We start from the raw sequence: 24,039 nt of genomic DNA, 5'->3' as shown, positions 1-24,039 counted from the left end.
CTAATATTTATGTTTGAAGATTTAATGCCACCCCCGTGACAGAAAAGGAATGAATTACGTGACTGCGAACGCACATGTTGGCCATGATGATTGGAACGAGCGCCTCGAGCTGGCGCAGCAGATGATTCCGCTCATCCACCAGCTGCACCGCAACAATAACGTTGTCACCACCATCTTCGGCCGCCCACTGGTGGGGCAGACCGATATCGACATCATCAAGTCTCATCGCTACGGCCGCCGCATCGCACAGCGCCACCTGTCCACGGCGGAGACCCTGCCTATCCTGGTGGAATTGGCAGACATGAACCTGGGCGCCGCAAGCGTCGACCTCGGCCGCTTGGTCCTCGGGTGGGAGGAATCCAACGAGGAAAACCTCCGCATGTACTTGGAAGGCGAGCTGTGCGAGATCGTCGGTGCTGGCGTTGACCTAGAGACCACCGACGTCGTCCTCTACGGCTTCGGCCGCATCGGACGCCTGCTGGCCCGCCTGCTCGTCGCCCGCGAGGCAGCATACGGTGGCGTCCGCCTGCGCGGCATCGTCCTGCGCAAGAAGGGCGACGGTGACATCCTCAAGCGCGCTTCCTTGCTGCGCCGCGATTCCGTCCACGGTGCTTTCAACGGCACCATCTCCGTGGATGAGGAAAACGAGGTCATCTGGGCCAATGGCACCAAGATCCAGATGATCTACGCTAACGATCCCGCCGAGATCGATTACACCTCTTATGGCATCAATAATGCCATCTTGGTGGACAACACTGGCGCATGGCGCGACCGCGAGGGTCTGTCTCAGCACCTCAAGGCCAAGGGCATCTCCCGCGTGCTGCTGACCGCACCGGGCAAGGGCGATATCAAGAACATCGTCTACGGCATCAATAACGACAACATCAGCGATGAGGATCAGATTCTCTCCGCTGCATCCTGCACCACCAACGGCATTACCCCTGTTCTCAAGGTCATCAATGACCGCTACGGTGTAAACCACGGCCACGTGGAGACCGCGCACTCATTCACCAATGACCAGAACCTCATCGATAACTACCACAAGGGCGATCGTCGCGGCCGCGCTGCAGGCCTGAACATGGTGCTTACCGCTACCGGCGCAGCCAAGGCTGTGGCTAAGGCTCTGCCGGAATTTGAGGGCAAGCTCACCGGCAACGCCATCCGCGTTCCTACCCCGGACGTGTCCATGGCCGTGCTCAACCTCGAGCTGTCCAAGGAAGTAGAGCGCGATGAGGTCAACGACTTCCTGCGCAATGTCTCTTTGCACTCCGACCTGCGCCAGCAGATTTCCTACATTGCCTCTCCAGAGGTTGTTTCCTCTGACTTCATCGGCAATACCCACGCCGGCATCGTCGACGGCGTTGCTACCATCGCCTCCGGCAAGCACCTGGTGCTGTACGTGTGGTATGACAACGAGTATGGTTACTCCAACCAGGTAGTACGCATCGTAGAAGAGCTGGCGCACACCCGCCCGGTTGTTCTGCCGAAGCGCGTATCTCCTTCTGAGCTCTAAGTTCACCTAGCTCTAGCCCGCGGTTTCCGCGGGCTTTTGCCGTTTTATCCTTGTGTCCCGGTGCTGGGCCGATATTGCGGCCGCGTTGTTGACTCAAAACGGACCGAAGTGCCGGATATCGTGGCTGCTTTGTAGCGTTTCTACCCTGTGGGCCGCAGAGCAGTAGTCCGTAGTAACCGTGTGGATGCCCATGAACCAGCGACAGCAATCAACAACGTCAAAAGCGCCGCGACGGTGTAGCGTCCAGGAGAATCGGCATTCATCGGCCACACTGGAAAGGCAAGGAGCCACAAGAAGGTCTTGGCTAGTACATCACCGCCGAGGGTTACGGAGACTATCGTGCCTACGATAGTGAAGGCGAGCGCGCTCAAAATACCGAAAAGCAGCACGATAACTAGGGAAACTACTGTGATGGCAAAGCCCACCCCCACAGCCAGAGGCAACTGTGCTGCTGCGGCCGTGGCAGAACCACCAGAGCAGACCATCGCGAGCGATGCGGCAGAACACACGAGCACAACAGTGCCAAGTAGCCACAAAAGGAGTGCGATTGGGCTATAGCGCGACTCAATATAACTGAGAGGCCACGAGGGCGCGAGAAGGGGCCACACCATCACGGGAAGGATCCCCGCACCTACCGGTAGCAATAAGAAGAGGAAGAACCCTTCTACATAGCTAGGCGAGTAGATAGCGGAGAGGAAAACCAGAGCCAGTGCGGTTAAAGCTAGGCAGGCGATGAGTGCGGGGCTCAAAGCGGCACGATGAAGTCCGCGCACCGCGCCCAAAAGCCGGGAACGAGCGGCGGCACGAGGTATAACTGCGGGGGTCCAAGTTCCAGCAGCGGTAGTTGGTGCGGCAGTAGTAGCAGGTGCCTCTGCGCGGCGGAGCAGAGAAAGAGGTCGTGTACGGCGAGGAGTAAGGATTGCGGCGCAGGCACCGACTACCGCCAATAGGAGACATAGCACCGCAGCAGGCACAGGACTTTCTTGCAGCAGCGGATCTCCCGGATCGAGAGGAACGGAATTCTGATGAATGCGCAGTGCAGGAAGTAATAGCCGCAGCGGCCATGCTGGCGGGAAAGCCCACCACGCATTGCCTTCGACAATGCTCGGTAAAACACTAACTACCTGCCAGACAATACCTGCAACGAGCGCGGCGGCAAGACCACAACGACGTGCACTCGCTGCAGCGAGACCGGCGATACCGATGGCGCCCAGGAAGGAATAGACTCCAGCTACTAGTAGCAGTTGATGGTTCGCTCGTCCTTGAAGTGCGACCACTGCCCAGGAAACTCCGAAATTCAGGAGATGGAAGGCCGCAAGGCTGGCGAGTATGACAAGAAAGCGGGATGCCTGTTCATAGTGAGGATTGACTTTCCGCCACAGCGTACCGCCGCTCCGGGTACGGGCCTCTCGGTGTTCGGGAATAGTGGCAAAAAGCGCAATGAGAGGTGCATACATGCCCGTGATGAACATGGACTGCCATCCTAAGACGCCAGTAGCGTCCTTCGCGGAAGAAGCAAAGGAGGAAAATAGTACGGTCATCACCACGAGCGGTATGGCTAGGAGCGGGAGCCATTGCAGCGCGCTACCGCGGCTGCGCAGGAGCTCGGCGGAAAGGTAGCGCTTAAACATGGCGCTCACCATCCGGAGACGTCAGGCGGAAAAATTCTGCTTCAAGTTGACCACTAGGAGCCAAGTTCTCCAGTGCGCCGGAATAGCGAATGGAACCCTCAGCAAGGATGGTGATGTCTTGGGCTAGATGGACAATCTCGCCGAGCTGATGTGAGCTCACGATTACGGTGTGGCCGACAGAAGCAAGCTTTTGCAAGAGGTGCCGCAGTTCTACAATGCCTTGCGGATCAAGGCCATTTTGTGGTTCATCCAGCACAAGGATTTCTGGATCGCCTAGGAGAGCCTGGGCCAAGGCGAGGCGTGCCTTCATACCGGTAGAAAAAGACTTTGCCTTTTTTGGAACCAACTTCGCTGAGACCGGCGATGGAGAGCACGCGGTCGACCTCAGCCTCCGGCAGCCCGAGCAATCTAGTATGTACGCGAAGATTGGCTTCTGCAGAGAGATGCCCGTAAAAGGCAGGGCCATTGACGGAGGCACCAACGTGGTCTAGGACTTCGCGAGACCAGGGAACGCCAGCTACTTTAACCATCCCGGAATCGGCGGAGAGCAGGCCTAAAAAGATTGAAAAGAGCGTAGATTTTCCGGCGCCATTGCGTCCCAATAAGGCGTGGACGCGACCAGGCGCGATGCGAAAATCTACGTCGCGCAAAACCATGTGAGGCCCAAAAGACTTGGAGACGTGCTCAAAGGAGACTTCATAATTCATACTGCGTAGTCTCCCGTGCTGGGACGCGAATATCTTCCGCCCACAAGACGGACTTCGCAGTGAATATCTCCGACCGCAGTAGGAGACTAGGCAATTCCGGCGCGTTGGGCCAACAGCACCAGCGCCACGCGATCGCGTGCCGCAAGCTTAGACATGAGCGAAGAGACGTGCGTCTTCACCGTCGTTTCAGCGATGACCATCTCGGCGGCGATTTCAGAATTCGTGGCCCCTCGGGCGATGAGCGAAAGTACCTCCATCTCGCGCCGGGTAACCAGGCTAAGCCCTTGGCGCTCTTGCGCGCTCAACTCGCCTCGCGTAAGAGCGGTGCGATAGGCCTCCAGAACCGGTCCGGTCACCTGGGATGCCAGTACCGATTCGCCCTTGGCGACGTCCCGGACTGCCCCCGCTAACACCTCCGGATCCGCATCTTTGAGGAGGAACCCATGCGCGCCAGAGGCGATAGATTGAGCTACCAATTCCTCTTCATTAAACGTGGTGAGCATGATGATTCGGCACTCGGGGAAGCGGGAAAGGATCGCTTGGGCCGCTGAGATGCCGTCCATTCCCGGCATTCGGATATCCAGGATGGCTACGTCAGTGCGGTGGCTCAACGCTGCGGTGACGGCATCTGAGCCGGTATTGGCGGTGGCCACGACCTCAATATCATCCTGTGCGTTAAGGATGGTAGACAATGCGGCAACAAGCATCGCTTGGTCATCGGCGAGCAGGACACGAATCTTAGACACGGCTTTCCTTCTGCAACGGTAGCTCGGCGCGCACGATGAACTTTTTGGCATCGCCCCGGGTTTCTAGATTTCCACCCAAAGCGTGAGCGCGTTCTGCAATGCCAACAAGACCCACACCGCTGCCGGGCACTTGGCTGGCAGTTGGGGAGGGGTTGGTAGATTTAAGGGCGATCTGGGCGACATCGGCTAGCACTAGCTCTACTTCCACCCGTGTACCGGCTCCTTGATGCCGCAACGCATTAGTTAGGCCTTCAGAAATGATGCGCACCAGTGCCAACTGCGTGAGTGCTGGAACTTCGCAATTTTGCGGCAGGCGGGCCGAAATGTCCAAGCCTGCCGCGCGGAAGCCATCGATGATTCCCTCGATGTGCTCTAGCTGCGTGGTTGGCTTCAGTGTGGTGGGACCAGTGCTGCGCAGTGCCGTGACGATGCCGCGTACCTCTTCCAACGCAGAATCTGCACCATCGCGAATGCTGGCCAGCGCTTCCTCGGCAGCTTTAGCGTCTGATCGCCCGGCAATGATTCCAGCATTCGCCTGAACCTTTATCAAAGTTAGGGAATGGGCCAGAACATCATGCAACTCTCGTGCGATGAGCAATCGCTCTTCCTCTTGGGCTTGGTGGAAACGCTTTTGGGCTAGGCGCTCGCGCTGGCATGCCAAGTCGAAGTAGCGTGCGGCGGCGAAGTAGGTGGTGCCCAAAACAGCCCAGTGCACGACCAACATGGCCAAGTAGCGGCGGTCCAGTTGGTAATGCAGCAGGAATGACTCCGGATCAATGCGCCACATGAATGGCGAGATGAAGGAGCCAAGAATCGCCAGCGCCAGTACCGTGCGGGGAATAACGCGGCGCGTGACATAGCGGGAGGAGGCATACACCGCCATGGGTGCAGTCAGGGCCCAGGGGGTAAGCCCTAGATTGGTGGGCAGCTGGCTCATCCAAGCCACGGCCCATGCCGCGAGCAGCACAATAAAGCCCGTGGCACTGAGCACGGGACGGCTCCGCCAGACCCACATAAATGGCAGGAATAGCAACGATAGACCTGCCTGAATAATCTCAATTATGCTGGGATTCTTCGCGGCAGAAATGACATAAAATAGCGCAATGAGCACCGCCACCGCGGTGAGGATTTTATCCCCTAAGCGCGCTCGCGCGGCGGTGTCAGTGCTCATAAAAGAAGATAGTAATACAGCCCTGAGTGCTACTTCTTCTTATCCTTCTTCTTGCCCTTCTTGGACGTCTTCTTCGCTGTCTTCTGTTCGGACTTGCGCTCAAGCTTTGCAGCGACGTCCGGAACGTAGCGGAACTCTTCGCGGGCAGGGCGTTCATAGGTTTCGCCATCGGAATCCGGGCGCTGCGGAATTTCCGGCATCTCGTGCTCGAGTTTCTCGTACGGAATGGTGCTCAGAAGGTGCGAAATGACGTTAATACGGGAGCGCTTCTTGTCTTCTGATTCCACGGTGTACCACGGCGCAGTTGGGGTATCGGTGTGGATGAACATTGCATCCTTGGCACGGGAGTAGTCCTCCCAGCGGGTAATGGACTGCAGATCCATAGGGGAGAGCTTCCACCGGCGCAGCGGATCGTTGCGGCGGGATTCAAAGCGCTTAATTTGCTCTTCATCAGAAACAGAGAACCAGTACTTGCGCAGCATGATTCCGTCTTCGACCAGCATCTGCTCAAAGGTGGGTGCTTGGTGCAGGAAGCGGACGTATTCCTGATCGGTGCAAAAGCCCATGACGCGCTCGACACCGGCGCGGTTGTACCAGGAGCGGTCAAAGATGACGATTTCGCCCTTGGTGGGCAGCTTTTCCACGTAGCGCTGGAAGTACCACTGGCCCTGTTCGCGAGAGTTGGGAGCGGGCAGCGCCTCGACGCGGCAGGTACGCGGGTTGAGGTACTGGGTGATGCGCTTAATCGCGGAGCCCTTGCCGGCGGCGTCGCGGCCCTCCATGATGATGACTATGCGGGCGCCGGTTTCAACGACCCACTGCTGCATGTCCACGAGCTCCGCTTGGAGGCGTTCGAGCTCCTTTTCGTAGGCCTTCTTGTTGAGTTTCTTAGGGGCTTTACTGCTTTTTGTGCTCATTAATCCAGCTTAACCGGTACAAGCGGCTGGGATGAAAACGCTACCGCCCACGTTGGAGTGAGAACCTGGGCACAGCTTAGGAACAAGTACAGCCGGGGCCGCAGCCAGGCGCACCATAGCGGGTGGTATTGGAAATATGCCCCAAGCCTTCGATGGCGATGGTGACGTTCTGACCGTCCTCGATAAATTGCTGCGGGGTGCGGGCAAAACCCACGCCCTCCGGTGTGCCGGTAACGATGACGTCGCCCGGATTGAGCGGATAGAGCTGCGAGCAGAACTCAATGAGCTCAGCTACGGAAAAGATGAGGTCATCGGTATTATCGCGCTGCCTTTCCTCACCGTCTACGGTCGTGGTGAGGACAGCTCCGGACCCCGGTGACCACTCATCCGCGGTGGTAAGCCAAGGGCCGAAGCCGGCGGTGCGATAAAAGGATTTACCGGCATGGAACTGGCTAGTCTGGCGCTGGAAGTCACGCAGCGTGTAGTCATTCATGATGGCGTAGCCGGCCACATAATCTAGCGCTTCGTCGCTGCTGACACGGTGGGCGCGCTCGCCGATGATGACCGCCAATTCACCTTCATAATCCAGCTTCTGTGTGCCATATTCGGGAATGAAGACATCATCATAGGGGCCGGTGAGGGCATCGGCGAACTTGATGAACAAGGTGGGATGTTCGGGGAACTCGCGTCCCATCTCGCGGATGTGCTTGGCGTAATTGAGTCCAACGCAGATCACTTTGCCCGGAGTTGGTACGACGGCCTCCAAATCAGCGTGGTTAAAGACCACGGGCTCGCCGGAAAGCTGGGCGGCCTTGCGCCAATCTTCGCTGCGCAGTAGCTGGCCGACGTCTTCATAATCCAATTCAACACCCACGTTATCGTCGTCGATGCGGATAGCGGAAGTGCCAAAGCCAGTGCGTAGGGTAGCCAATTTCATGGCGACTATCCTACGCGCAAGACCTCCGCGACCGCGTCGGCGCAAAGGATGGGGATTTCTGCCTTTTCCTGCTTTGCCCAAGGCTTAAGCACAAACGACGCCGGGTCCATGCGCCCCGGTGGGCGCCCGATTCCTACCGAAAGGCGCTGATAGTCTTTGGTGCCTAGGGACTTTGTGGTTGAACGCAACCCATTGTGGCCATGGTCGCCGCCACCTTTGCGGAGCTTAATGGTGCCGAAATCGAGTTCTAGCTCATCGTGGATAACGATGATGTCAGCGGCAGAGAGATGAAAGTATTGGGCCAAAGCCTTGATCGGACCGCCGGAGAGGTTCATAAAGGACCGTGGCTTTGCACAGATAATCTTGCGGCCGCCAGCCATGCCCTCAGCGACTTCGGTGTTGGTCTTTTTGTGTACCGAAAAGCTGCTCATGAGCTCTCCTGCAAGTTCGTCTGCCACATCGAAGCCGATATTGTGCCGGGTGCCTGCGTACTTGGGGCCGGGGTTGCCAAGGCCTACTACGAGAAGTGGAGTCACGCGCTCAATTGTCTCATAGGCAGAGAGAAAAACGGCAAGGCCGCCGTGAGAAGCGAATTTCACGGCGGCCTTGCGTGTGAAGGGGAGGGGATTACTCCTCGGAGTCGGAGGACTCTGCGCCCTCGTCGACGGACTCGGCGCCAGCGTCAGCGCCGCCTTCCTCAGCAGCCTCGGCTGCTTCCTCGAGCTCCTCATCAACCTCAGGCAGGGAGATGGAGACGATAACGGTGTCGTCCTCTGCCACCAGGGTGGTGTCTTCCGGCATGGTGAGGTCGGCAGCGGTGACAACTGCGCCGTCCTCGAGGCCCTCGATGGAAACCTCGATCTCCTCCGGAATGTTCAGTACGTCTGCCTCAACCAGCAGTACGTCAGCATCCTGGATGTGCATGGTGCCTGGGGCCGGCTCGCCGGTCAGGGTCAGCGGAACCTCAACCTCAACCTTCTCGCCGCGCTTAATAGCCAGCAGGTCAACGTGGTCGATGTCGAAGGTCAGAACGTTCTGGTCAACGTGCTTAACCATGGTCAGGTACTGCTCGCCGTCAATCTCCAGCTCCAGAACGGCGTTGACGCCGTTGTTGCGGACGAGGGACTGGATGTCCAGCAGCGGAACTGCGAAGTGGACCGGCTCCTGGTGGGAACCGTAGATGACGCCTGGGACCTTCCACTCGCGGCGCAGGCGGCGTGCGACACCCTTGCCAAATTCGGTACGTGCTTCAGCCTTGATTACTGGGCGCTGTGCCATGCTTGATTCTCCTTAGTTAAAGTAGTGCGGCGCGGCCAACGCGATAAAAACGACGAAAGCCTGCCGATGGACGTCTTGGACGAGTCATCGCAGGCGTATATAAAAAGCAACATGCTCTAACTTCAATCGCGTCGATAACGGCTTCCTCATCCTGAGGTCGCCCTCGCCGAGACTGAGTTAGATTAGCACGTGCGCCAGGGGCAAATCAAAAGCCGCCGAGGGAAATCTCGGCGGCCCTGCGCTTAGGCGCGATCGAAGAGGGTGGTCACGGAACCATTCTCAAAGATCTCGTGGATGGTCTGTGCCAAAAGCGGTGCAATGGACAGCACCGTGAGGTTGGACCAGCCCTCGGTGGACTGCGGGAGGGTATCGGTGGTGATAACTTCCTCCGCGCCGCACTCGGAGAGGCGCTCGCGGGCTGGGTCGGAGAAAACGCCGTGGGTGCAGGCGATGATGACCTTCTTCGCACCGGCGTCCTTCAGAACGCGTACGGCGCCGGCGATGGTGCCACCGGTGTCAATCATGTCGTCGAGAAGCACGCAGTCCTTGCCCTCTACATCGCCGACCACGCGGTTGGACACCGTCTTATTAGCCTCAGTATTGGAGCGGGTCTTGTGCACGAAGGCCAGCGGGGCATCACCCAAGTCGTGGGCCCACTTTTCTGCCACCTTCACGCGGCCAGCATCCGGGGAGACCACGGTGATGTTATCGGTGGCGTACTTGGACTTGATGTAATCGGTCAGGATGGGCTGAGCGTGCATGTGATCGACCGGGCCATCGAAGAAGCCCTGGATCTGATCGGTGTGCAGGTCCACGGACACGATGCGGTCCGCACCAGCAGTTTGCAGAAGGTCTGCCACCAGGCGGGCGGAAATTGGCTCGCGGCCCAGGTGCTTCTTGTCCTGGCGTGCATATGGGTAGAAGGGCAGGATGGCGGTGATGCGCTTTGCGGAGCCGCGCTTCAAAGCATCGATCATGATGAGCTGCTCCATTAGCCACTTGTTGAGCGGCTGGGTGTGAGACTGCATTACGAAGCAGTCGGCGCCACGCACGGACTCTTCAAAGCGAATGAAGATTTCGCCGTTGGCGAAGTCGCGGGCGGTGGTAGGAACCAGATCAGTCTTGAGCTCCTTAGCCACAGCCTCCGCCAACTCTGGGTGTGCACGCCCAGAGAAGAGTTTCATGTTCTTGCTGCTACCAGTTACCTTGCCAGTCATGGGAGAATATGCCCCTTACTTTTCGTTGTCCTGCGCACGGGCTGCGGCCTCAGCCGCGGGAGTACCCGGACGCTTCTTTTGAACCCAGCCCTCGATGTTGCGCTGTTTGCCACCGGAGACTGCGAGTGCTCCCGCAGGAACATCGTCTTTAATTACTGTACCCGCACCGGAGTATGCGCCATCACCGACATTGACCGGAGCGATAAACATTGTGTCAGAACCGGTGCGCACGTGGCTGCCGATGGTGGTGTGGTGCTTGTTTACGCCGTCGTAGTTCACAAAGACGGAGGAGGCGCCGATATTGGACTGCTCGCCCACAGTGGCGTCACCGATATAGGTCAGGTGCGGAACCTTGGAGCCGCGGCCAATCTGGACGTTCTTGGCCTCTACGAAGCCGCCGAGCTTTCCGTCCTCTCCCACCACGGTCTTCGGGCGGATATAGGTAAACGGGCCGACCTTAGCGTTGGTACCAATGACGGAATCGCTGCCATGGGTGCGCACGACAGAAGCGCCCTCGCCCACCTGCATATTGGTCAAGGTGGTGTCGGGGCCGATCTCGGCGTTATCGGCGATGCTGGTAGTGCCCCACAGCTGCGTGCCTGGGTGAATAATGACATCGGAGCCCACGGTGACGTTGACGCCAATCCAGGTGGTCTCCGGATCCACGATGGTGGCGCCGCCGCGCATCGCCTTTTCTACCATGCGGCGGTTGAGCTCTCGGCCGGCAGCTGCGAGCTGCACGCGGTCATTGACGCCTGCGAGTTCGGCCGGATCCGCTGCTACGTGCGCGCCTACGCCGTGTCCTGCGGTGCGGGCAATCTCGAGGACATCGGTGATATACAGCTCGCCTTGGGCGTTATTGGAGTCGAGTTTCTGGAGGGCTGCGGCAAGCACGCGCCCATCAAACGCGAAAACGCCAGAGTTGACCTCGTCGACCTTGCGCTGCTCTTCGGTGGCATCCTTTTGCTCCACGATGGCAGACACGCTGCCGTCCTCGCCGCGAATGATGCGGCCGTAACCGGTCGGGTCATCGAGGCGCATCGAGAGCACAGTGACCGCGTTGCCTTGCTCGGTGTGGGTGGCGCGCAGACCCTCGATGGTCTCTGGGGTAAGCAGTGGGACATCGCCGTTGGTGACAATGACGGTTCCCTCGAAGTCCGGAATCGGCTCCAAGCCGCAGGCCACGGCATGACCGGTACCCAGCTGCTCCTCCTGCACCGCCTGCAGTACCTCGCAGTCCAACTCCTGGGCGATGGCATCCACGGCGGGGGAGACCTGATCGCGCTGGTGGCCCACCACCGTCACGATGCGCTCCGGGTTGATCCCGGCCGCAGCGTGCAGAGCGTGGCCGAGCAAGGTGCGCCCGCCAATCTCATGCAAGGTCTTCTGCTTGGTGGACTTCATGCGGGTGCCGGCGCCAGCCGCAAGGACGACGACAGCACACGAGGTTGTTGCTACCACGGGTTATTGAGCTCCTGGGGGTTGAGTCTGATTCTTATCCGGACTACATCCTATAGCCCAAGTGCGATTTATGTGTGAGAAACCTCTTTCAGGCCGCGGGCGCGCCACACGCCGAGGAAACCAATGAGGGCAAGGAAAAGCAGCGCTGCCTCGGGGCCGGCCAGTGCCACCACGGAGGAAATGCCACCGACGATGAGGAGGATAATGCCCATCATCGTATTGGCCGCACCTACATACTGGGTGCGCTTATCGCCGCCGGCCATATCCACCACGTAGGTCTTTCGCGCCACGCGAATGGCCGTGTGCGCCAAGTTCACAGCAAAGAAACCAATCGGCATGACCCAGGCATTGACCGCATCCGGTGCCCAGTGCGAGCTGGCGACCAAAAGCACCAGCACGACGGAAGCCACGGCCGCGCCCACGGCCATGGTGTTTTTAGAGGACTTATCCGAATACACCCCGGAGATGCGCCCGCCCACCAGGGAGGCTAGGCCGGAAGCAAGCACGAAGCCGTAGAGCCCGGAAAGGTTGCTGCTGAGCAGCACAATAAAAGAGGTAGATAGCGCCGAAACGAGCAAGAGCGCGCGGACGATGACAAAGTTGCGAAATTGGCCGTCGCTAGTAAAAAGCTGCCAGGTATCGCGCCACCACTGCTTATCGATGCCCCCTTCGGTTTCCTCTGGCACCGGCTCATCCACGCCCGAAAAGACCCACGCGGCAATGGCCCACGTGGCCGCACCAATGGCGAGGACCGTGCCCATCATGGGAATGCTGAGCTCGCCCAAAAAGTAGAGGATAATGCCGGTCAGCAAAGTAGCACCGCCACCGAGGGCTGCCGCGCTACCGGTCACCTGGCCGCGCGCGCCCTTGGAAATGGTGCGCGCCTGCACGTCCTTGCCCGCAATCGAGCACAGCGCGCGGAAAAGCGAGAGCGCGGCCAGCGCCAGCAGCACAATGATGCCTAGAATTGCCCCGCGGGTAAAAAATGCCGCGAGCGCGATGACCGCGGCGGATACCGCTTGTCCCAGCGAACCGATAATCCATAGGCGCTTGCGCGCCCTATGCGTAGTCACCCACGGGGTCAGCGCCGCCTGCGGCAGCATCGAACCGGACTCGCGGATAGGGGTGAGCAGACCGGTAAAGAACGCAGGCACTCCGGCCGCACTAAAGAGCGCGGGCAGCACCGTCTTGGCAGCAACAATCTGATCGCCCAAATTTTGCAGGCCATTGGACCAGATGAAATACCGGGCATTGGATTTAGACATGAGAAATGCGATCTTTCAGAGAAACGAGTTGGTTAAATAAGAGCCATGCTGACGCGCCGGAGAGTAAAACACGGCCGCAGTCACGCCGAAATTCTACCCGCGCGGCAGGAGGCCTAAGAATCATGCACGATGTCGATCCCCTCATCAATTCGCTGTACCAAGCCTTCGATCTTCTCGGCGTGGTTTTGAATGGCATCATTGGCGGCACCCTTGCCCGCCGCCGTGAATTCGACATCGTGGGCTTCGTGTTCCTCGCCCTCTTTTCTGGGTTGGCCGGTGGCATGATCCGTGACATGCTCATCGGGGATGGAGCAGCGGCAGCGATCTCAGACCCGTGGTATCTCGGCCTTGCTTGCTGCGGTGCACTCATCGCATTCCTCATTGATCTCAAGGGCAAGGCGTGGGAGCTATTCCGCGAACACGGCGATGCCATCATCCTCGGCGTGTGGTCCACCACCGGCTGCGTTAAGGCGCTCACCCACGGCATGCCACTTATTCCCTGTGTCTTCCTGGGCGTGCTTACCGCAGTGGGCGGGGGAATGGTCCGCGATATTGCCTCCGGGGAAATCCCGTCCATCTTTGGCGGCAGCCCCCTGTATGCCGTGCCCTCTATCCTCACCGGCATCGTCATGGTTACCTTTGCCGATTACGGACAGTTTGCTCTCGGCATGGTGGTCGCACCGATCGTCGGCAGTGGCATGGCCATCGTGTCCTATTGGCGCGGCTGGGTCCTGCCCCGCGCCGGTGTAGCCCCCGTTAACTACACCGCCGCCCAAGTGGCGGCGATTGCGAAGAAGGCCGAGCTGAAAGGCTTTCGACGCGGCAGGAAGAAAAACTAAAAAAGCTTCCCCACCAGGACTCGAACCTAGAATGACGGTACCAAAAACCGTAGTGTTGCCGATTACACCATGGGGAAACACAGCAAAAGCTGTAGGCATAGCGTACCTGACACCCCCGGGTAAATCACAAATTGCGGGGCAAAGGATAGGGTGGAGGGCATGGCTCGACAAAGGATGACCGGCCGGGAACGCCGCGAACAACTCATTTCCATCGGACGCGCCGCATTCGCTGAACTAGGGTTTGAAGGAACTAGCGTCGAAGAAATTGCGGCACGCGCTGGGGTGTCCAAACCCGTAGTCTATGAGCACTTCGGGGGTAAAGAAGGCCTCTACGCGGTGGTCGTGGACCGCGAGATGCTGGCACTGGAAAAAGTCATTACTGATTCCTTGGAGACTGGAAGCTGGCGCGAGCGCATCGAGCAGGCCGTCATGGCCATTTTGACCTATGTCGAGGAAGAAACTGATGGTTTTCTCATCCTGGTGCGCGATGCCAAGCCCGGCGATGAACGCAGCTTCTCCACGCTGTTGAATTCCGCGGTGGGTCAGGTTTCCTATATCCTGCGAGAAGCATTCGAGCACCGTGGCATTGACCCAGATTTGGCGGATATTTACGGCCAAGCGCTGGTGGGAATGGTATCGACCACCGCGCAATGGTGGCTGGATGAGCGCACCCCGGACAAGGAAGTCGTCGCCACACATATTGTCAATCTATGCTGGAATGGTTTGTCCGGTATGGAAGTAAAGCCCAAGCTAGGAGGCAAATAGATGGCGACCCCAATGCTGGCCGGCCTGCTTAAGGTAGCGGCCTCAGATCCCAAGCTCAAGGGCATGATTTCTCATGTGGGCGAAGACCTCCACATCACTGGCTTGGATCAGTCCCGGCCGTGGGCCTTGGGTACCTTGGCTCATCATGCCCCAGTGCTCGTGGTAACCGCTACGAGCCGCGAGGCTGAGGACCTCACGGCGGAGCTTACGGCGATGCTGGGGGAGAAGGTAGCCATGTTCCCCGCCTGGGAGACCCTGCCGCACGAGCGCCTAAGCCCCGGCGTAGACATCATCGGCCGCCGCGCCGAGGTTTTGCACAACCTCGATAGCCTGCAGGTCATCGTCACCGCTGCCCGCGGCTTATCCCAACCCATCCTCAAAGAGGTAGAAGGCCGAGCTCCCGTCCACCTAGAAGAGGACCACGAATATGACTTTGATGAGGTAGTCCGCGAACTCGAGTTCCGCGCCTACAAGCACGTAGACATGGTGGCTAAGCGCGGCGAGTACGCTACGCGCGGTGGCATTATCGATATTTTCCCCACCACGCTGGACTATCCGGTCCGCGTGGAGTTTTGGGGCGATGAGATAACCGATATCCGCCAATTCTCCGTAGCTGACCAGCGCACCATTCCGGAAATCGAGGTGGGCCGTGTAGACATTTTCCCTGCCCGGGAGCTGCCTATTACGGACGCCATTGCCAAGCGCGCGGCCGATCTCGCCGTTAAGCACCCCGGCAATCCCGCCTTGGTGGAGCTGCTGACCAAGGTAAGCGAGCACATCCCTGCCGAAGGTATGGAGGCGCTCCTACCCGCGCTTTCTGACGCCCCCATGATCACCCTCCCCGAAATCCTGCGCCCCACCACCCACGTGGTGATGGTCGGCCCGGAAAAAATTCGCCGCCGCGTGGCAGATCTAGAAAAGACCGATGCGGAATTCCTCGCCGCCGGCTGGGAGGCCGCGGCCATGGGCGCCGATGGCCCGCTGGCTACCGAAGGACTCGATACCGAGGCATCCAGCTACCGCTCCTATGAGTCGCTCGAGGTCTCCATTAGCGAGTCCGGCCTGTCTTTGTGGACTTTCTCCCCACCGGGAATGCTCGCCGCCCCGGAAGAGGAGACCCTCCCGCTCGAATTCGAACCAGGGCCCACCCCGCGCGGCAATATCGAAGAAATCGACGCCATGATGGCCCAGCTCCTCGCGCACACCAACGCCGGCGGCCGGGCAGCCTTCATCGCGCCGGCTCAAGGTGCCATCAAGCGCATGGTGGATCGCTTTGCAGAAAAGGGTATCCGCACCAAGGTAGCTACCCCTGGCTGGGAACCCACCGCCGGTGAAGTCACCCTCTACCAAGCACTAAGCCACGCCGGCCTGGTATTTCCCAAGGTGAAAAAGCCTAAGGATGCCGAGGCCCTCCCACTGGTGGTTGTGACCGAGACGGACCTGACCGGTAACCGCGTAGGCGATATCGCCGAAGCAAAGCGCCGGCCCGCCAAACGCCGCAATAAGGTCGATCCGCTCGCGCTCAAGCAAGGCGATTTTGTGGTGCACGAAACTCACGGCATCGGCAAGTTCCTCAAGATGGCCGAGCGCACCATCCAGTCCGGCGATGAAACCAGCCGCCGCGAATACATCGTGCTCGAGTACGCGCCCTCCAAGCGTGGTCAGCCCGCCGATCAGCTCTGGGTCCCCATGGACTCGCTGGATCTCCTCAGCAAGTACACCGGTGGCGAATCGCCTCACCTGTCCAAGATGGGCGGTTCCGACTGGAAGAACACCAAGAAGAAGGCGCGCGCCGCCGTGCGCGAAATCGCCGGCGAGCTCGTCGAGCTCTACGCTAAGCGCCAGGCTGCGCCGGGGCACCAGTTCTCCCCGGATAATCCGTGGCAGGCGGAGATGGAGGATAATTTCCCCTTCGTCGAAACCGAAGACCAGATGCTGGCTATCGATGCCGTCAAGCACGATATGGAGTCCACGGTGCCGATGGACCGCGTGGTCGTCGGCGATGTGGGCTACGGCAAGACCGAGGTGGCCATCCGCGCCGCCTTCAAGGCCGTGCAAGACGGTATGCAGGTTGCCGTCCTCGTGCCCACCACGCTGCTGGCGCAGCAGCACTTTGATACCTTCAGCGAGCGCATGACCGGATTCCCCGTCAAGATTGAGGTGCTTTCGCGCTTTACCTCACAGAAGGAAGCCAAGAACATCTTCAAGGGCCTGGCCGATGGCAGCGTCGATATCGTCGTCGGCACCCACCGCCTCCTCCAGACCGGTGTGCACTGGAAGAACCTCGGCCTCATCGTCGTGGACGAGGAGCAGCGCTTCGGCGTGGAGCACAAGGAACACATCAAGGCGCTTAAGGCCAGCGTGGATGTGCTCACCATGTCCGCAACACCTATCCCGCGCACCTTGGAGATGTCCATGGCTGGCATCCGCGAGATGTCCACCATCTTGACTCCGCCGGAAGACCGCCACCCAGTGCTGACCTACGTCGGCGCTTATGAGGACAAGCAGGTAGCCGCGGCCATCCGCCGCGAGCTGCTGCGCGATGGTCAAACCTTTTTCATCCACAACAAAGTCTCTGATATCGAAAAGAAGGCCCGCGAGCTGCGTGACCTGGTACCGGAGGCCCGCGTCGTCGTCGCGCACGGACAGATGAACGAGGAGGTGCTCGAACAGACCGTCCAAGGGTTCTGGGATCGCGAGTATGACGTTTTAGTATGTACCACCATCGTGGAGACTGGCCTGGATATCGCTAACGCGAATACCCTCATTGTGGAAAACGCCCACCATATGGGCCTGTCCCAGCTGCACCAGCTGCGCGGGCGCGTGGGCCGCTCCCGCGAGCGCGGCTATGCTTACTTCCTGTACCCCAAGGGAGCTACGCTCACGGAAACCTCCTATGACCGCCTGGCAACTATCGCTCAAAACAATGACCTTGGTGCTGGCATGGCCGTAGCCATGAAGGACTTGGAGATGCGCGGTGCCGGTAACGTGCTCGGTGCCCAACAGTCCGGCCACATTGCCGGTGTGGGCTTCGATCTCTACGTGCGGCTCGTTGGCGAGGCGGTTGAGACCTTCAAATCGCTCGCCCGCGGCGAGGCCCCCACCGTTACTGATGAGGGCCCGAAGGAAATCCGCATCGATCTCCCCGTGGATGCGCATATTCCGGAAGCCTATATCGACTCCGAGCGCCTGCGCCTGGAGGTCTATCGCAAGCTTGCGGCTTCGCAGAATGACGATGATCTCAAGGCCGTCATCGAGGAAATGGAAGACCGCTTTGGCCCACTGCCGCAGGAGGTGCTACGCCTGCTTTCCGTTGCTCGGCTGCGCCACCAGGCGCGCCGCGCCGGCATTTCCGATATCACCGTGCAGGGCACCCGCGTCAAGTTCCACCCAGTGGAGCTGCCGGATTCCAAGCAGGTGCGTCTCAAGCGCCTATACCCGGGCTCCAGCTTCCGTGCGGCGGCGAAGGCAATCAACGTGCCGTTCCCCAAGGCAGGCCGCAATGTCACCTCGCCGAAGCTGCGCGATACCGAGCTTATTCAGTGGGCGGCGGACTTCTTGAGCGCGCTTTTCGACGTCGACCCCATCAACGTCAGCGGCGCCCAGCCCACCTCGAACGTGGTTAGCGTAGGGGAGTAGCTAGAGGGTGAGCCAGCCGGTGCTCAAGCCCCAAATGGCGGTGGCGGCACCGGCCAGGACAATGGCCACCACGCACCACTCGAAGGTATTGAAGATGCGTTCCTTCTTCCACAGCCGGGTGCCGACATACGGAATAAGTCCCGGCACTACGGCCAATGCGCCGAGTAGGACGTAGACGAGGTCGGCCGCATAAATCAGCCACAGGGAGTAGATAAACGCGAGCAAAGAAATGACCAAGTGCTTGCGGTTTTCCTTGCGGCTCACCTCTGGTCCGGAAAGGTCGAACTTGATACCCGCTTGAGGGTGAGACAGCCCCTTGCCCCGCAGTGTCAAGAGCAGCAGGTACAGGGAAGAGAAGATATAGGGCAGCAAGTACATGATGGTTGCCAGCTGCACCATGGCGTTATAAGACGCCTCGTTGAGGTAGAAGACGATGATGAACAGCTGGATGGCCATCGTGGAAATAAGCTGCGCTACCCACGGCGCACCTGCCACGTTGATGGTTCCGATGCGGCGGGGAATGAGGCCGTCGATGGCCATCATTACGATGGGCTCGGCGCACAACATTTGCCAGGAGACGTAGGCTCCTAGGACCGACAAGCACAGTCCAATAGACACCAGCGCGCCGCCCCAGGGGCCGATGACCTCGGTGAGCACGGATGCCATGGAATTATCTGGCAGCGCGGCCAGTTCTTCTTTGCTCATCACGCCAAAGCTCAAGGTAGACACGGAAACCAGCAGCGCCAGCACGGAGAAAAAACCGATGACGGTCGCGCGGCCGACGTCGGTGCGCTTAGAAGCCTGCTTGGAATAAACGGATGCGCCCTCCACGCCAATGAAGACCCACACGGTAAAGAGCATGATTCCCTGGACCTGCTCAAAGACGCTGGCCTCAGACGCGCGTCCCCAGAAATCCAAGGTGAATTTATCCCAGCTGAACCCGAGGAACGCAATGAGCACCACAAAGGCCAGAATGGGCACAATCTTGGCAATCGTGGTGATGAGGTTCATGAACGCGGCCTGCTTAATACCGCGAGCGAGCACCGCGAAAATACCCCATGACAAGAGGGAGACGGCGATGGCGGAGGACCAGTAATGGTCGGCGTCGAAAAGCGGCAGGTAATGGCCCAAGGTATTGAAAAAGAGGGTGGCATAACCCACCTGCGCCATAACGGAGCCCAGCCAGTAGCCCCAGCCGGAGGTAAAGCCAATAAAATCGCCGAGGCCGGCGCGCACGTAGGAATAAACGCCAGAATCAAGGTGCGGCTTTCGGCGGGCCAGAATTTGAAAAACAAACGCCACGGAGAGCATGCCGACGCCCGCGACCAGCCAGCCGATGAGCATCGCGCCTGGGCCGGCAACGGAGGCAATGTTTTGTGGCAGCGAGAAAATACCCGCGCCCACGGTGGAACCGATAATCAGCGCGACGAGGGTCCACAACGTCACGGAGTGGGATTTATTCTGGCTGGAGGTCATTGGCCTAAAATACCTTGAATAGCCCCATAATGGGAACTCGGGTTAGACTTTGTGCACATGACTGTGCTGTTGCTCGATGAACGCTGGCCCACCATGATCCCCATGCAGGCGCACGGGAAGCTGCGTGGCCCTGTCCACTTCACGGGTGAGGTACCCGTGTCCGTACGGTGGAATTTCTCCGATCTGCTGGTAGGCGAGGACGCCACCGGAACCTTGGTCAGCACCGACGAACACGATCCTGAAACCCGCGCTCGCCTAGCTACTGGAGAGCCAGTCATTCGTGCCGAATCCCTTGCGGATCCCATCATGCAGGCGCGCCAGACCATGGCCACGGCGCGGCGCATTGGGGAGTGGGAGCGCGAGCAAACCCATACCTCGCTCTTGCCCTATCTTGAGGAGGAGTCCGCCGAATTCGCCGCGGCCGTGCGCAACCGCGAACCGGAAAGCGAGATGCTCAAGGAATTGGGAGATATCTTCCTCCAAGTACTCTTCCATGCGGAAATCTCCACCTTTTCGCTTGATGATGTGGCCCAGAGTTTCCTCACCAAAATGCGCGCCCGCGCCCCATACCTCTTTGATGGCACCACGGAGATTGTCGATGTTGACACGCAAGAGAAGCTATGGCGCGAAGGTAAGGGAATGTAGGATGGCTTCTCATGAAGAGGCTCCTGCAGATATTCGGGGGCTGCGGGGTGGCCGTAGCCGTGATCATCGCGTTGGTGGCATGGCTGTTGACGGGGCACGGCACTTCCCAGGAGCCCGTACCGGAGAACATTCCGCCCGTTGAAGGCAAAGAGGTCGCGCATATTGACGTCAATGCTCCCGGCCGCACTGCGGATAAGCTTACCTACTGGGCCTCTGACCTAGCTGAGCAGACGGGCATCCCGCCGGCCGCACTGCGCGCTTATGGCAACGCCGAACTCATCGCTCAGCAAAAATGGCCGAATTGCCATCTGCGATGGAATACCCTTGCCGGCCTGGGCTACGTGGAGACCCGCCACGGCACCTACAACGGCAATTGGTTTAAGCCCTCCAAGCTTGACGACGCCGGCTACCCCCAACCACCCATCAACGGCATCGCCCTCGATGGACTAAACAATACGGCGCACACCCCAGATACCGATAACGGCAAAATCGATGGGGATTCCGAATATGACCGTGCCGTTGGCCCAATGCAATTTATCCCGACTACATGGGAATCGGTGGGCGCTGATGCTAACGGCGATGGGAAGGCAGATCCCAATCAAATTGACGACGCCGCAGTCGGCGCCGCCGGACTTCTATGCTTTGGTGATAGAGATCTCTCTAACCCAGAACAGTGGGAGGAAGCAGTCCTAAATTACAACCAGTCCAGCGAGTATTTGCATAAAGTTGCACGTGCCGCCAATGCCTACTCGGTTCCGCAAAGTGCCAAGTAGTGTCACGCAGCAGAGTTTTCTGCAACAATTGAGAACGTAGCTGGGCCGGCTGGTCCAGAGCGAATTTATTTACGAGGAGTGAAAAACAGCATGGCCGATATCATCCACACTTTCGCCCGCGAAATTCTTGATTCCCGTGGCAACCCAACCATTGAGGCCGAGGTCTTCCTTGATGACGGCGCCCGCGGCGTTGCCGGCGTTCCTTCCGGTGCTTCTACCGGTGTGCACGAGGCTCACGAGCTGCGCGACGGTGGCGAGCGCTACCAGGGTAAGGGTGTTCTGAAGGCTGTTGAGAACATCAACGAGAAGATTGCCGACGAAATTGCTGGCTTCGAAGCTGACGACCAGCGCCTCATTGACCAGGCACTGATTAAGCTGGACGGTACCGATAACAAGTCCGAGCTCGGCGCTAACGCTATCTTGGGCGTTTCCATCGCCGCAGCCAAGGCCGCTGCAGAGTCCGCTGCACTGCCTCTGTACCGCTACATCGGCGGCCCGAATGCTCACGTACTGCCAGTGCCGATGATGAACATCCTCAACGGCGGCGCACACGCTGACTCCGGCGTTGACGTCCAGGAATTCATGATCGCTCCGATTGGTGCGGAGTCCTTCGCCGAGGCTCTTCGCATGGGCGCCGAGGTCTACCACGCATTGAAGGCAGTGCTGAAGGACAAGGGTCTGTCCACCGGTCTGGGCGACGAGGGCGGCTTCGCTCCGTCCGTTGACTCCACCAAGGCTGCTCTCGACGTCATCGTGGACGCCATCAAGAAGGCCGGCTTCGAGCCAGGCAAGGACGTAGCACTCGCACTCGACGTTGCTTCCTCCGAGTTCTTCAAGGACGGCAAGTACCACTTCGAGGGCGGCGAGCACACCGCTGAAGAAATGTCCAAGGTCTATGAGGGCCTCATCGACGAGTACCCGATCGTCTCCATCGAGGATCCGCTGCAGGAAGATGACTGGGATGGCTACACCGCCCTGACCGCCGCAATTGGCGAGAAGGTGCAGATCGTTGGCGATGACTTCTTCGTCACCAACCCTGCTCGTCTGCAGGAGGGCATTGAGAAGAAGGCTGCCAACGCCCTGTTGGTTAAGGTCAACCAGATCGGTACCCTGACCGAGACCTTCGATGCTGTCGAGCTGGCTCACCGCAATGGTTACCGCACCATGATGTCCCACCGCTCCGGTGAGACCGAGGACACCACCATTGCAGACTTGGCTGTCGCTCTGAACTGCGGCCAGATCAAGACCGGTGCACCGGCTCGTTCCGAGCGCGTAGCTAAGTACAACCAGCTGCTGCGCATCGAGCAGGAGCTTGGCGACGGCGCAGTTTACGCCGGCCGCTCCGCATTCCCGCGCTTTAAGGCTTAATTGCCTCCTTTCGTAGCGCCCTCGAATTGCCGCGGGGGCGCTTTCGCATGTCTAGGTATTGTTGCCAGGTTTGCTTCCAATTCATGGTTCGCGGTGCCAAAGGACCCTCCGCTCGGTCAATTTCGAAGGTGCCGTCCGAAAAGAGCCAGGCAACGTCCCCAGTGATGGGATCCATGATGTAGCGTGCCCTGCCATCGGTCTTCACATTGTGGTGGTGCTGACAGAGAGTTACGAGATTATCGACGCTCGTCGGCCCGCCGTCGGCATACTCCACCCGATGATCAAGCTGGCAGAAATGCGCCGGCATCGAACACCCCGGCCAGCGGCACGTGGCATCGCGACCGTGGACCCATGCCCTAATTTGTTCGGTGGGGACGTAGGATGATGTTTCTTCTGGGCACAGCTCGCGAGTCATCGAGTAAGTGCTTAAGTGTTCGGTAAGGACGCACCATCCCGCCGACGGAATATATACCCGAGAAGCATCGTCACCCGCTGCATAGGTATTGATTACTACTTTTGTCTGGGTGCGATTAAAGATCAGCGCCTCCAAAGCCTCTGACTTAGTGATGTTCTTCTTTCGCGCTGCCTTATCGATGTGCCGTGAAATAGCACTGGCGGTTGCTTTATCCGTCTTCAGAGTGATGGTGGCTTGGCCTTTGGAATAAGAAATGGAAACAGAGCGCTCGATTTCCTTCTCAATATCTGGCTTGAGAATGCCATCGATGTAATCGCGCAAGAATCTACGGATTTCAGATTCCGTGGGTACATGCTGAGCAGGTTCCTTCGGGGTGAGAAAGTCTGCAAGGGCGGCATCGACTAGTTGGATGCCCTCGGCGTCGTCGCCAAGCGGGGAAAGCTCGGCATCAATGACATGCAGCCGCGGGAGGTCAAGAATCCAATGTTCGGTCTGCACCGCCGTGGTTAACGGCAACTCAAGCATGCGCAGGTGAGAGCGCAGTGCGGATAAAACGCGCCAGTAGCTCAAGCCCACCCGCTTAGCTAAAGCAGCGGTAGTGCATTCGACATCGTCTTCTAATCCCGGAAGTACGGATTGGTATAGCTGCCAGGATTGAATGCGTTGGAGCATGCCCAAAACGCAAACCGTATCGTCGAGGTTATTGGTAGAAAAATAAGCTTTCTTTGGTGGTGCGTCGCTGGCTGTCACGGAAAGTTCCCCCTCTGGAATAAATCGCACACCCAATCGAATTTCTGCCCTTAGTATAAGCCGCCCTGCTGGCTTGCGCAAGCCCCGAAACGAAAAATTGTGCGAAACTCCGGGAGAGGTTTAGTAGCTGAAAATTTTGTCAGCCACTGCTTCGAGTTCCTTATCGTCATACTTGTCACCGCAGGTGGCGAGGGAACCCACGCCAGCCATGTACATGGTAAAAAGCTTATCTGGAAGGGGAGAAGCCGCTGACATTTCAAGCTTTTCGTAGACGGGAGCGTATTTCCTGTCAAACTCCTCAAGGTTAGGGACGAGTTCTTCAAATGCGCTGTCGCCATGGGTTAGCAAATACTTGGCGTCGTCCAGGATTTGCTCATTCTCGCAGGCAACAGCTCCAGCCTTTTCAGCGTCGTGGCATTGACCTCGTAGCTTGTAGGGCCGTCGTCCTCTTCGGAAGCCCCAGCGCCGAACACGTCTAGGTAAAAGTCCGGGATAGTGCCGTGTTCTTTTATATGGTAAATGAAGC

Annotated in this window: 19 protein-coding genes and 2 pseudogenes; 7 read left to right on the top strand and 14 right to left on the bottom strand. The window is 58.8% G+C overall.

Annotation, left to right across the window (positions count from 1 at the left end):
• Window positions 1–49 precede the first annotated feature (49 nt).
• On the top strand, window positions 50–1,513 hold the full coding sequence (locus QKD99_RS04850; RefSeq protein WP_284766890.1) for a glyceraldehyde-3-phosphate dehydrogenase: 1,464 nt from the start codon (window positions 50–52) through the stop codon (window positions 1,511–1,513).
• A 140-nt stretch (window positions 1,514–1,653) separates the two neighbouring features.
• Here QKD99_RS04850 and QKD99_RS04845 read toward each other — a convergent pair whose 3' ends face one another.
• The 11 genes and pseudogenes from QKD99_RS04845 to QKD99_RS04795 all read right to left on the bottom strand — a co-directional run bounded on the left by QKD99_RS04845 (window position 1,654) and on the right by QKD99_RS04795 (window position 12,843).
• Complete coding sequence (locus QKD99_RS04845) at window positions 1,654–3,144, bottom strand: hypothetical protein (RefSeq protein ID WP_347950859.1); 1,491 nt, start codon at window positions 3,142–3,144, stop codon at window positions 1,654–1,656.
• A pseudogene (locus QKD99_RS04840) lies at window positions 3,137–3,851 on the bottom strand (ATP-binding cassette domain-containing protein). Before QKD99_RS04840 ends, QKD99_RS04845 begins: the two are co-directional and overlap by 8 nt.
• Before the next feature lie 86 nt (window positions 3,852–3,937).
• Complete coding sequence (locus QKD99_RS04835) at window positions 3,938–4,597, bottom strand: response regulator transcription factor (RefSeq protein WP_347950858.1); 660 nt, start codon at window positions 4,595–4,597, stop codon at window positions 3,938–3,940.
• Complete coding sequence (locus tag QKD99_RS04830; RefSeq protein WP_347950857.1) at window positions 4,590–5,768, bottom strand: histidine kinase; 1,179 nt, start codon at window positions 5,766–5,768, stop codon at window positions 4,590–4,592. Before QKD99_RS04830 ends, QKD99_RS04835 begins: the two co-directional genes overlap by 8 nt.
• A gap of 29 nt (window positions 5,769–5,797) precedes the next feature.
• The gene (gene ppk2 / locus QKD99_RS04825) at window positions 5,798–6,685 is read right to left on the bottom strand and encodes a polyphosphate kinase 2 (RefSeq protein WP_347950856.1); all 888 of its coding nucleotides are present in this window, start codon (window positions 6,683–6,685) and stop codon (window positions 5,798–5,800) included.
• A 76-nt stretch (window positions 6,686–6,761) separates the two neighbouring features.
• Window positions 6,762–7,622, bottom strand: coding sequence for a fumarylacetoacetate hydrolase family protein (locus QKD99_RS04820; protein WP_347950855.1), 861 nt, complete (start codon window positions 7,620–7,622; stop codon window positions 6,762–6,764).
• Between the two features lie 5 nt (window positions 7,623–7,627).
• On the bottom strand, window positions 7,628–8,158 hold the full coding sequence (gene pth / locus QKD99_RS04815) for an aminoacyl-tRNA hydrolase (RefSeq protein WP_347950854.1): 531 nt from the start codon (window positions 8,156–8,158) through the stop codon (window positions 7,628–7,630).
• Window positions 8,159–8,249: 91 nt separating this feature from the next.
• On the bottom strand, window positions 8,250–8,900 hold the full coding sequence (locus QKD99_RS04810; protein WP_347950853.1) for a 50S ribosomal protein L25/general stress protein Ctc: 651 nt from the start codon (window positions 8,898–8,900) through the stop codon (window positions 8,250–8,252).
• A gap of 242 nt (window positions 8,901–9,142) precedes the next feature.
• Window positions 9,143–10,117 (bottom strand): ribose-phosphate diphosphokinase, encoded by a 975-nt coding sequence (locus QKD99_RS04805; RefSeq protein WP_239277820.1) that lies wholly within the window; start codon window positions 10,115–10,117, stop codon window positions 9,143–9,145.
• Between the two features lie 15 nt (window positions 10,118–10,132).
• Window positions 10,133–11,578 carry a bifunctional UDP-N-acetylglucosamine diphosphorylase/glucosamine-1-phosphate N-acetyltransferase GlmU gene (glmU, locus tag QKD99_RS04800; RefSeq protein ID WP_347950852.1) on the bottom strand — a complete coding sequence of 482 codons (1,446 nt, stop codon included), beginning with the start codon at window positions 11,576–11,578 and terminating at the stop codon, window positions 10,133–10,135.
• A 68-nt stretch (window positions 11,579–11,646) separates the two neighbouring features.
• A complete protein-coding gene (locus QKD99_RS04795) occupies window positions 11,647–12,843 on the bottom strand; it encodes an MFS transporter (protein WP_225747261.1) in 1,197 nt (398 codons plus the stop codon).
• A gap of 122 nt (window positions 12,844–12,965) precedes the next feature.
• On the opposite strand from QKD99_RS04795, the gene QKD99_RS04790 reads away from it, so the two are divergent.
• The 3 genes from QKD99_RS04790 (at window position 12,966) to mfd (ending at window position 18,086) form a co-directional block, all read left to right on the top strand.
• Window positions 12,966–13,682, top strand: a complete 717-nt coding sequence (locus tag QKD99_RS04790; protein ID WP_225747260.1) for a trimeric intracellular cation channel family protein — start codon at window positions 12,966–12,968, stop codon at window positions 13,680–13,682.
• A 159-nt stretch (window positions 13,683–13,841) separates the two neighbouring features.
• The gene (locus QKD99_RS04785; protein ID WP_239277823.1) at window positions 13,842–14,447 is read left to right on the top strand and encodes a TetR/AcrR family transcriptional regulator; all 606 of its coding nucleotides are present in this window, start codon (window positions 13,842–13,844) and stop codon (window positions 14,445–14,447) included.
• Window positions 14,448–18,086 (top strand): transcription-repair coupling factor, encoded by a 3,639-nt coding sequence (mfd, locus tag QKD99_RS04780; protein WP_347950851.1) that lies wholly within the window; start codon window positions 14,448–14,450, stop codon window positions 18,084–18,086.
• On the opposite strand, the gene QKD99_RS04775 is transcribed toward mfd, so the two are convergent.
• Window positions 18,087–19,562 carry an amino acid permease gene (locus QKD99_RS04775; RefSeq protein ID WP_347950850.1) on the bottom strand — a complete coding sequence of 492 codons (1,476 nt, stop codon included), beginning with the start codon at window positions 19,560–19,562 and terminating at the stop codon, window positions 18,087–18,089.
• 57 nt (window positions 19,563–19,619) lie between these two features.
• Here QKD99_RS04775 and QKD99_RS04770 point away from each other — a divergent pair, with 57 nt between their 5' ends.
• The 3 genes from QKD99_RS04770 (at window position 19,620) to eno (ending at window position 22,348) form a co-directional block, all read left to right on the top strand.
• Window positions 19,620–20,207: a MazG nucleotide pyrophosphohydrolase domain-containing protein gene (locus QKD99_RS04770; RefSeq protein WP_269953284.1), complete on the top strand. Its 588-nt coding sequence runs from the start codon at window positions 19,620–19,622 to the stop codon at window positions 20,205–20,207.
• An 11-nt stretch (window positions 20,208–20,218) separates the two neighbouring features.
• Entirely contained in the window at window positions 20,219–20,980 is a 762-nt protein-coding gene (locus QKD99_RS04765) for a lytic murein transglycosylase (protein ID WP_239277828.1), read from the top strand.
• A 90-nt stretch (window positions 20,981–21,070) separates the two neighbouring features.
• A complete protein-coding gene (gene eno, locus QKD99_RS04760; RefSeq protein WP_239277829.1) occupies window positions 21,071–22,348 on the top strand; it encodes a phosphopyruvate hydratase in 1,278 nt (425 codons plus the stop codon).
• Here the strand turns inward: eno and QKD99_RS04755 are convergent.
• Both QKD99_RS04755 and QKD99_RS04750 read right to left on the bottom strand, forming a co-directional pair.
• Window positions 22,338–23,513 (bottom strand): HNH endonuclease signature motif containing protein, encoded by a 1,176-nt coding sequence (locus tag QKD99_RS04755; protein ID WP_347950849.1) that lies wholly within the window; start codon window positions 23,511–23,513, stop codon window positions 22,338–22,340. The two genes, eno and QKD99_RS04755, sit on opposite strands and share 11 nt — an antisense overlap.
• A gap of 120 nt (window positions 23,514–23,633) precedes the next feature.
• Window positions 23,634–24,039, bottom strand: a pseudogene (locus QKD99_RS04750) (hypothetical protein); the annotation flags it as partial.

Source organism: Corynebacterium sp. c3Ub_189, from assembly GCF_039907195.1.
Taxonomy (GTDB): Bacteria; Actinomycetota; Actinomycetes; order Mycobacteriales; family Mycobacteriaceae; genus Corynebacterium.
This window is presented reverse-complemented; position numbering and strand designations above follow the sequence as displayed.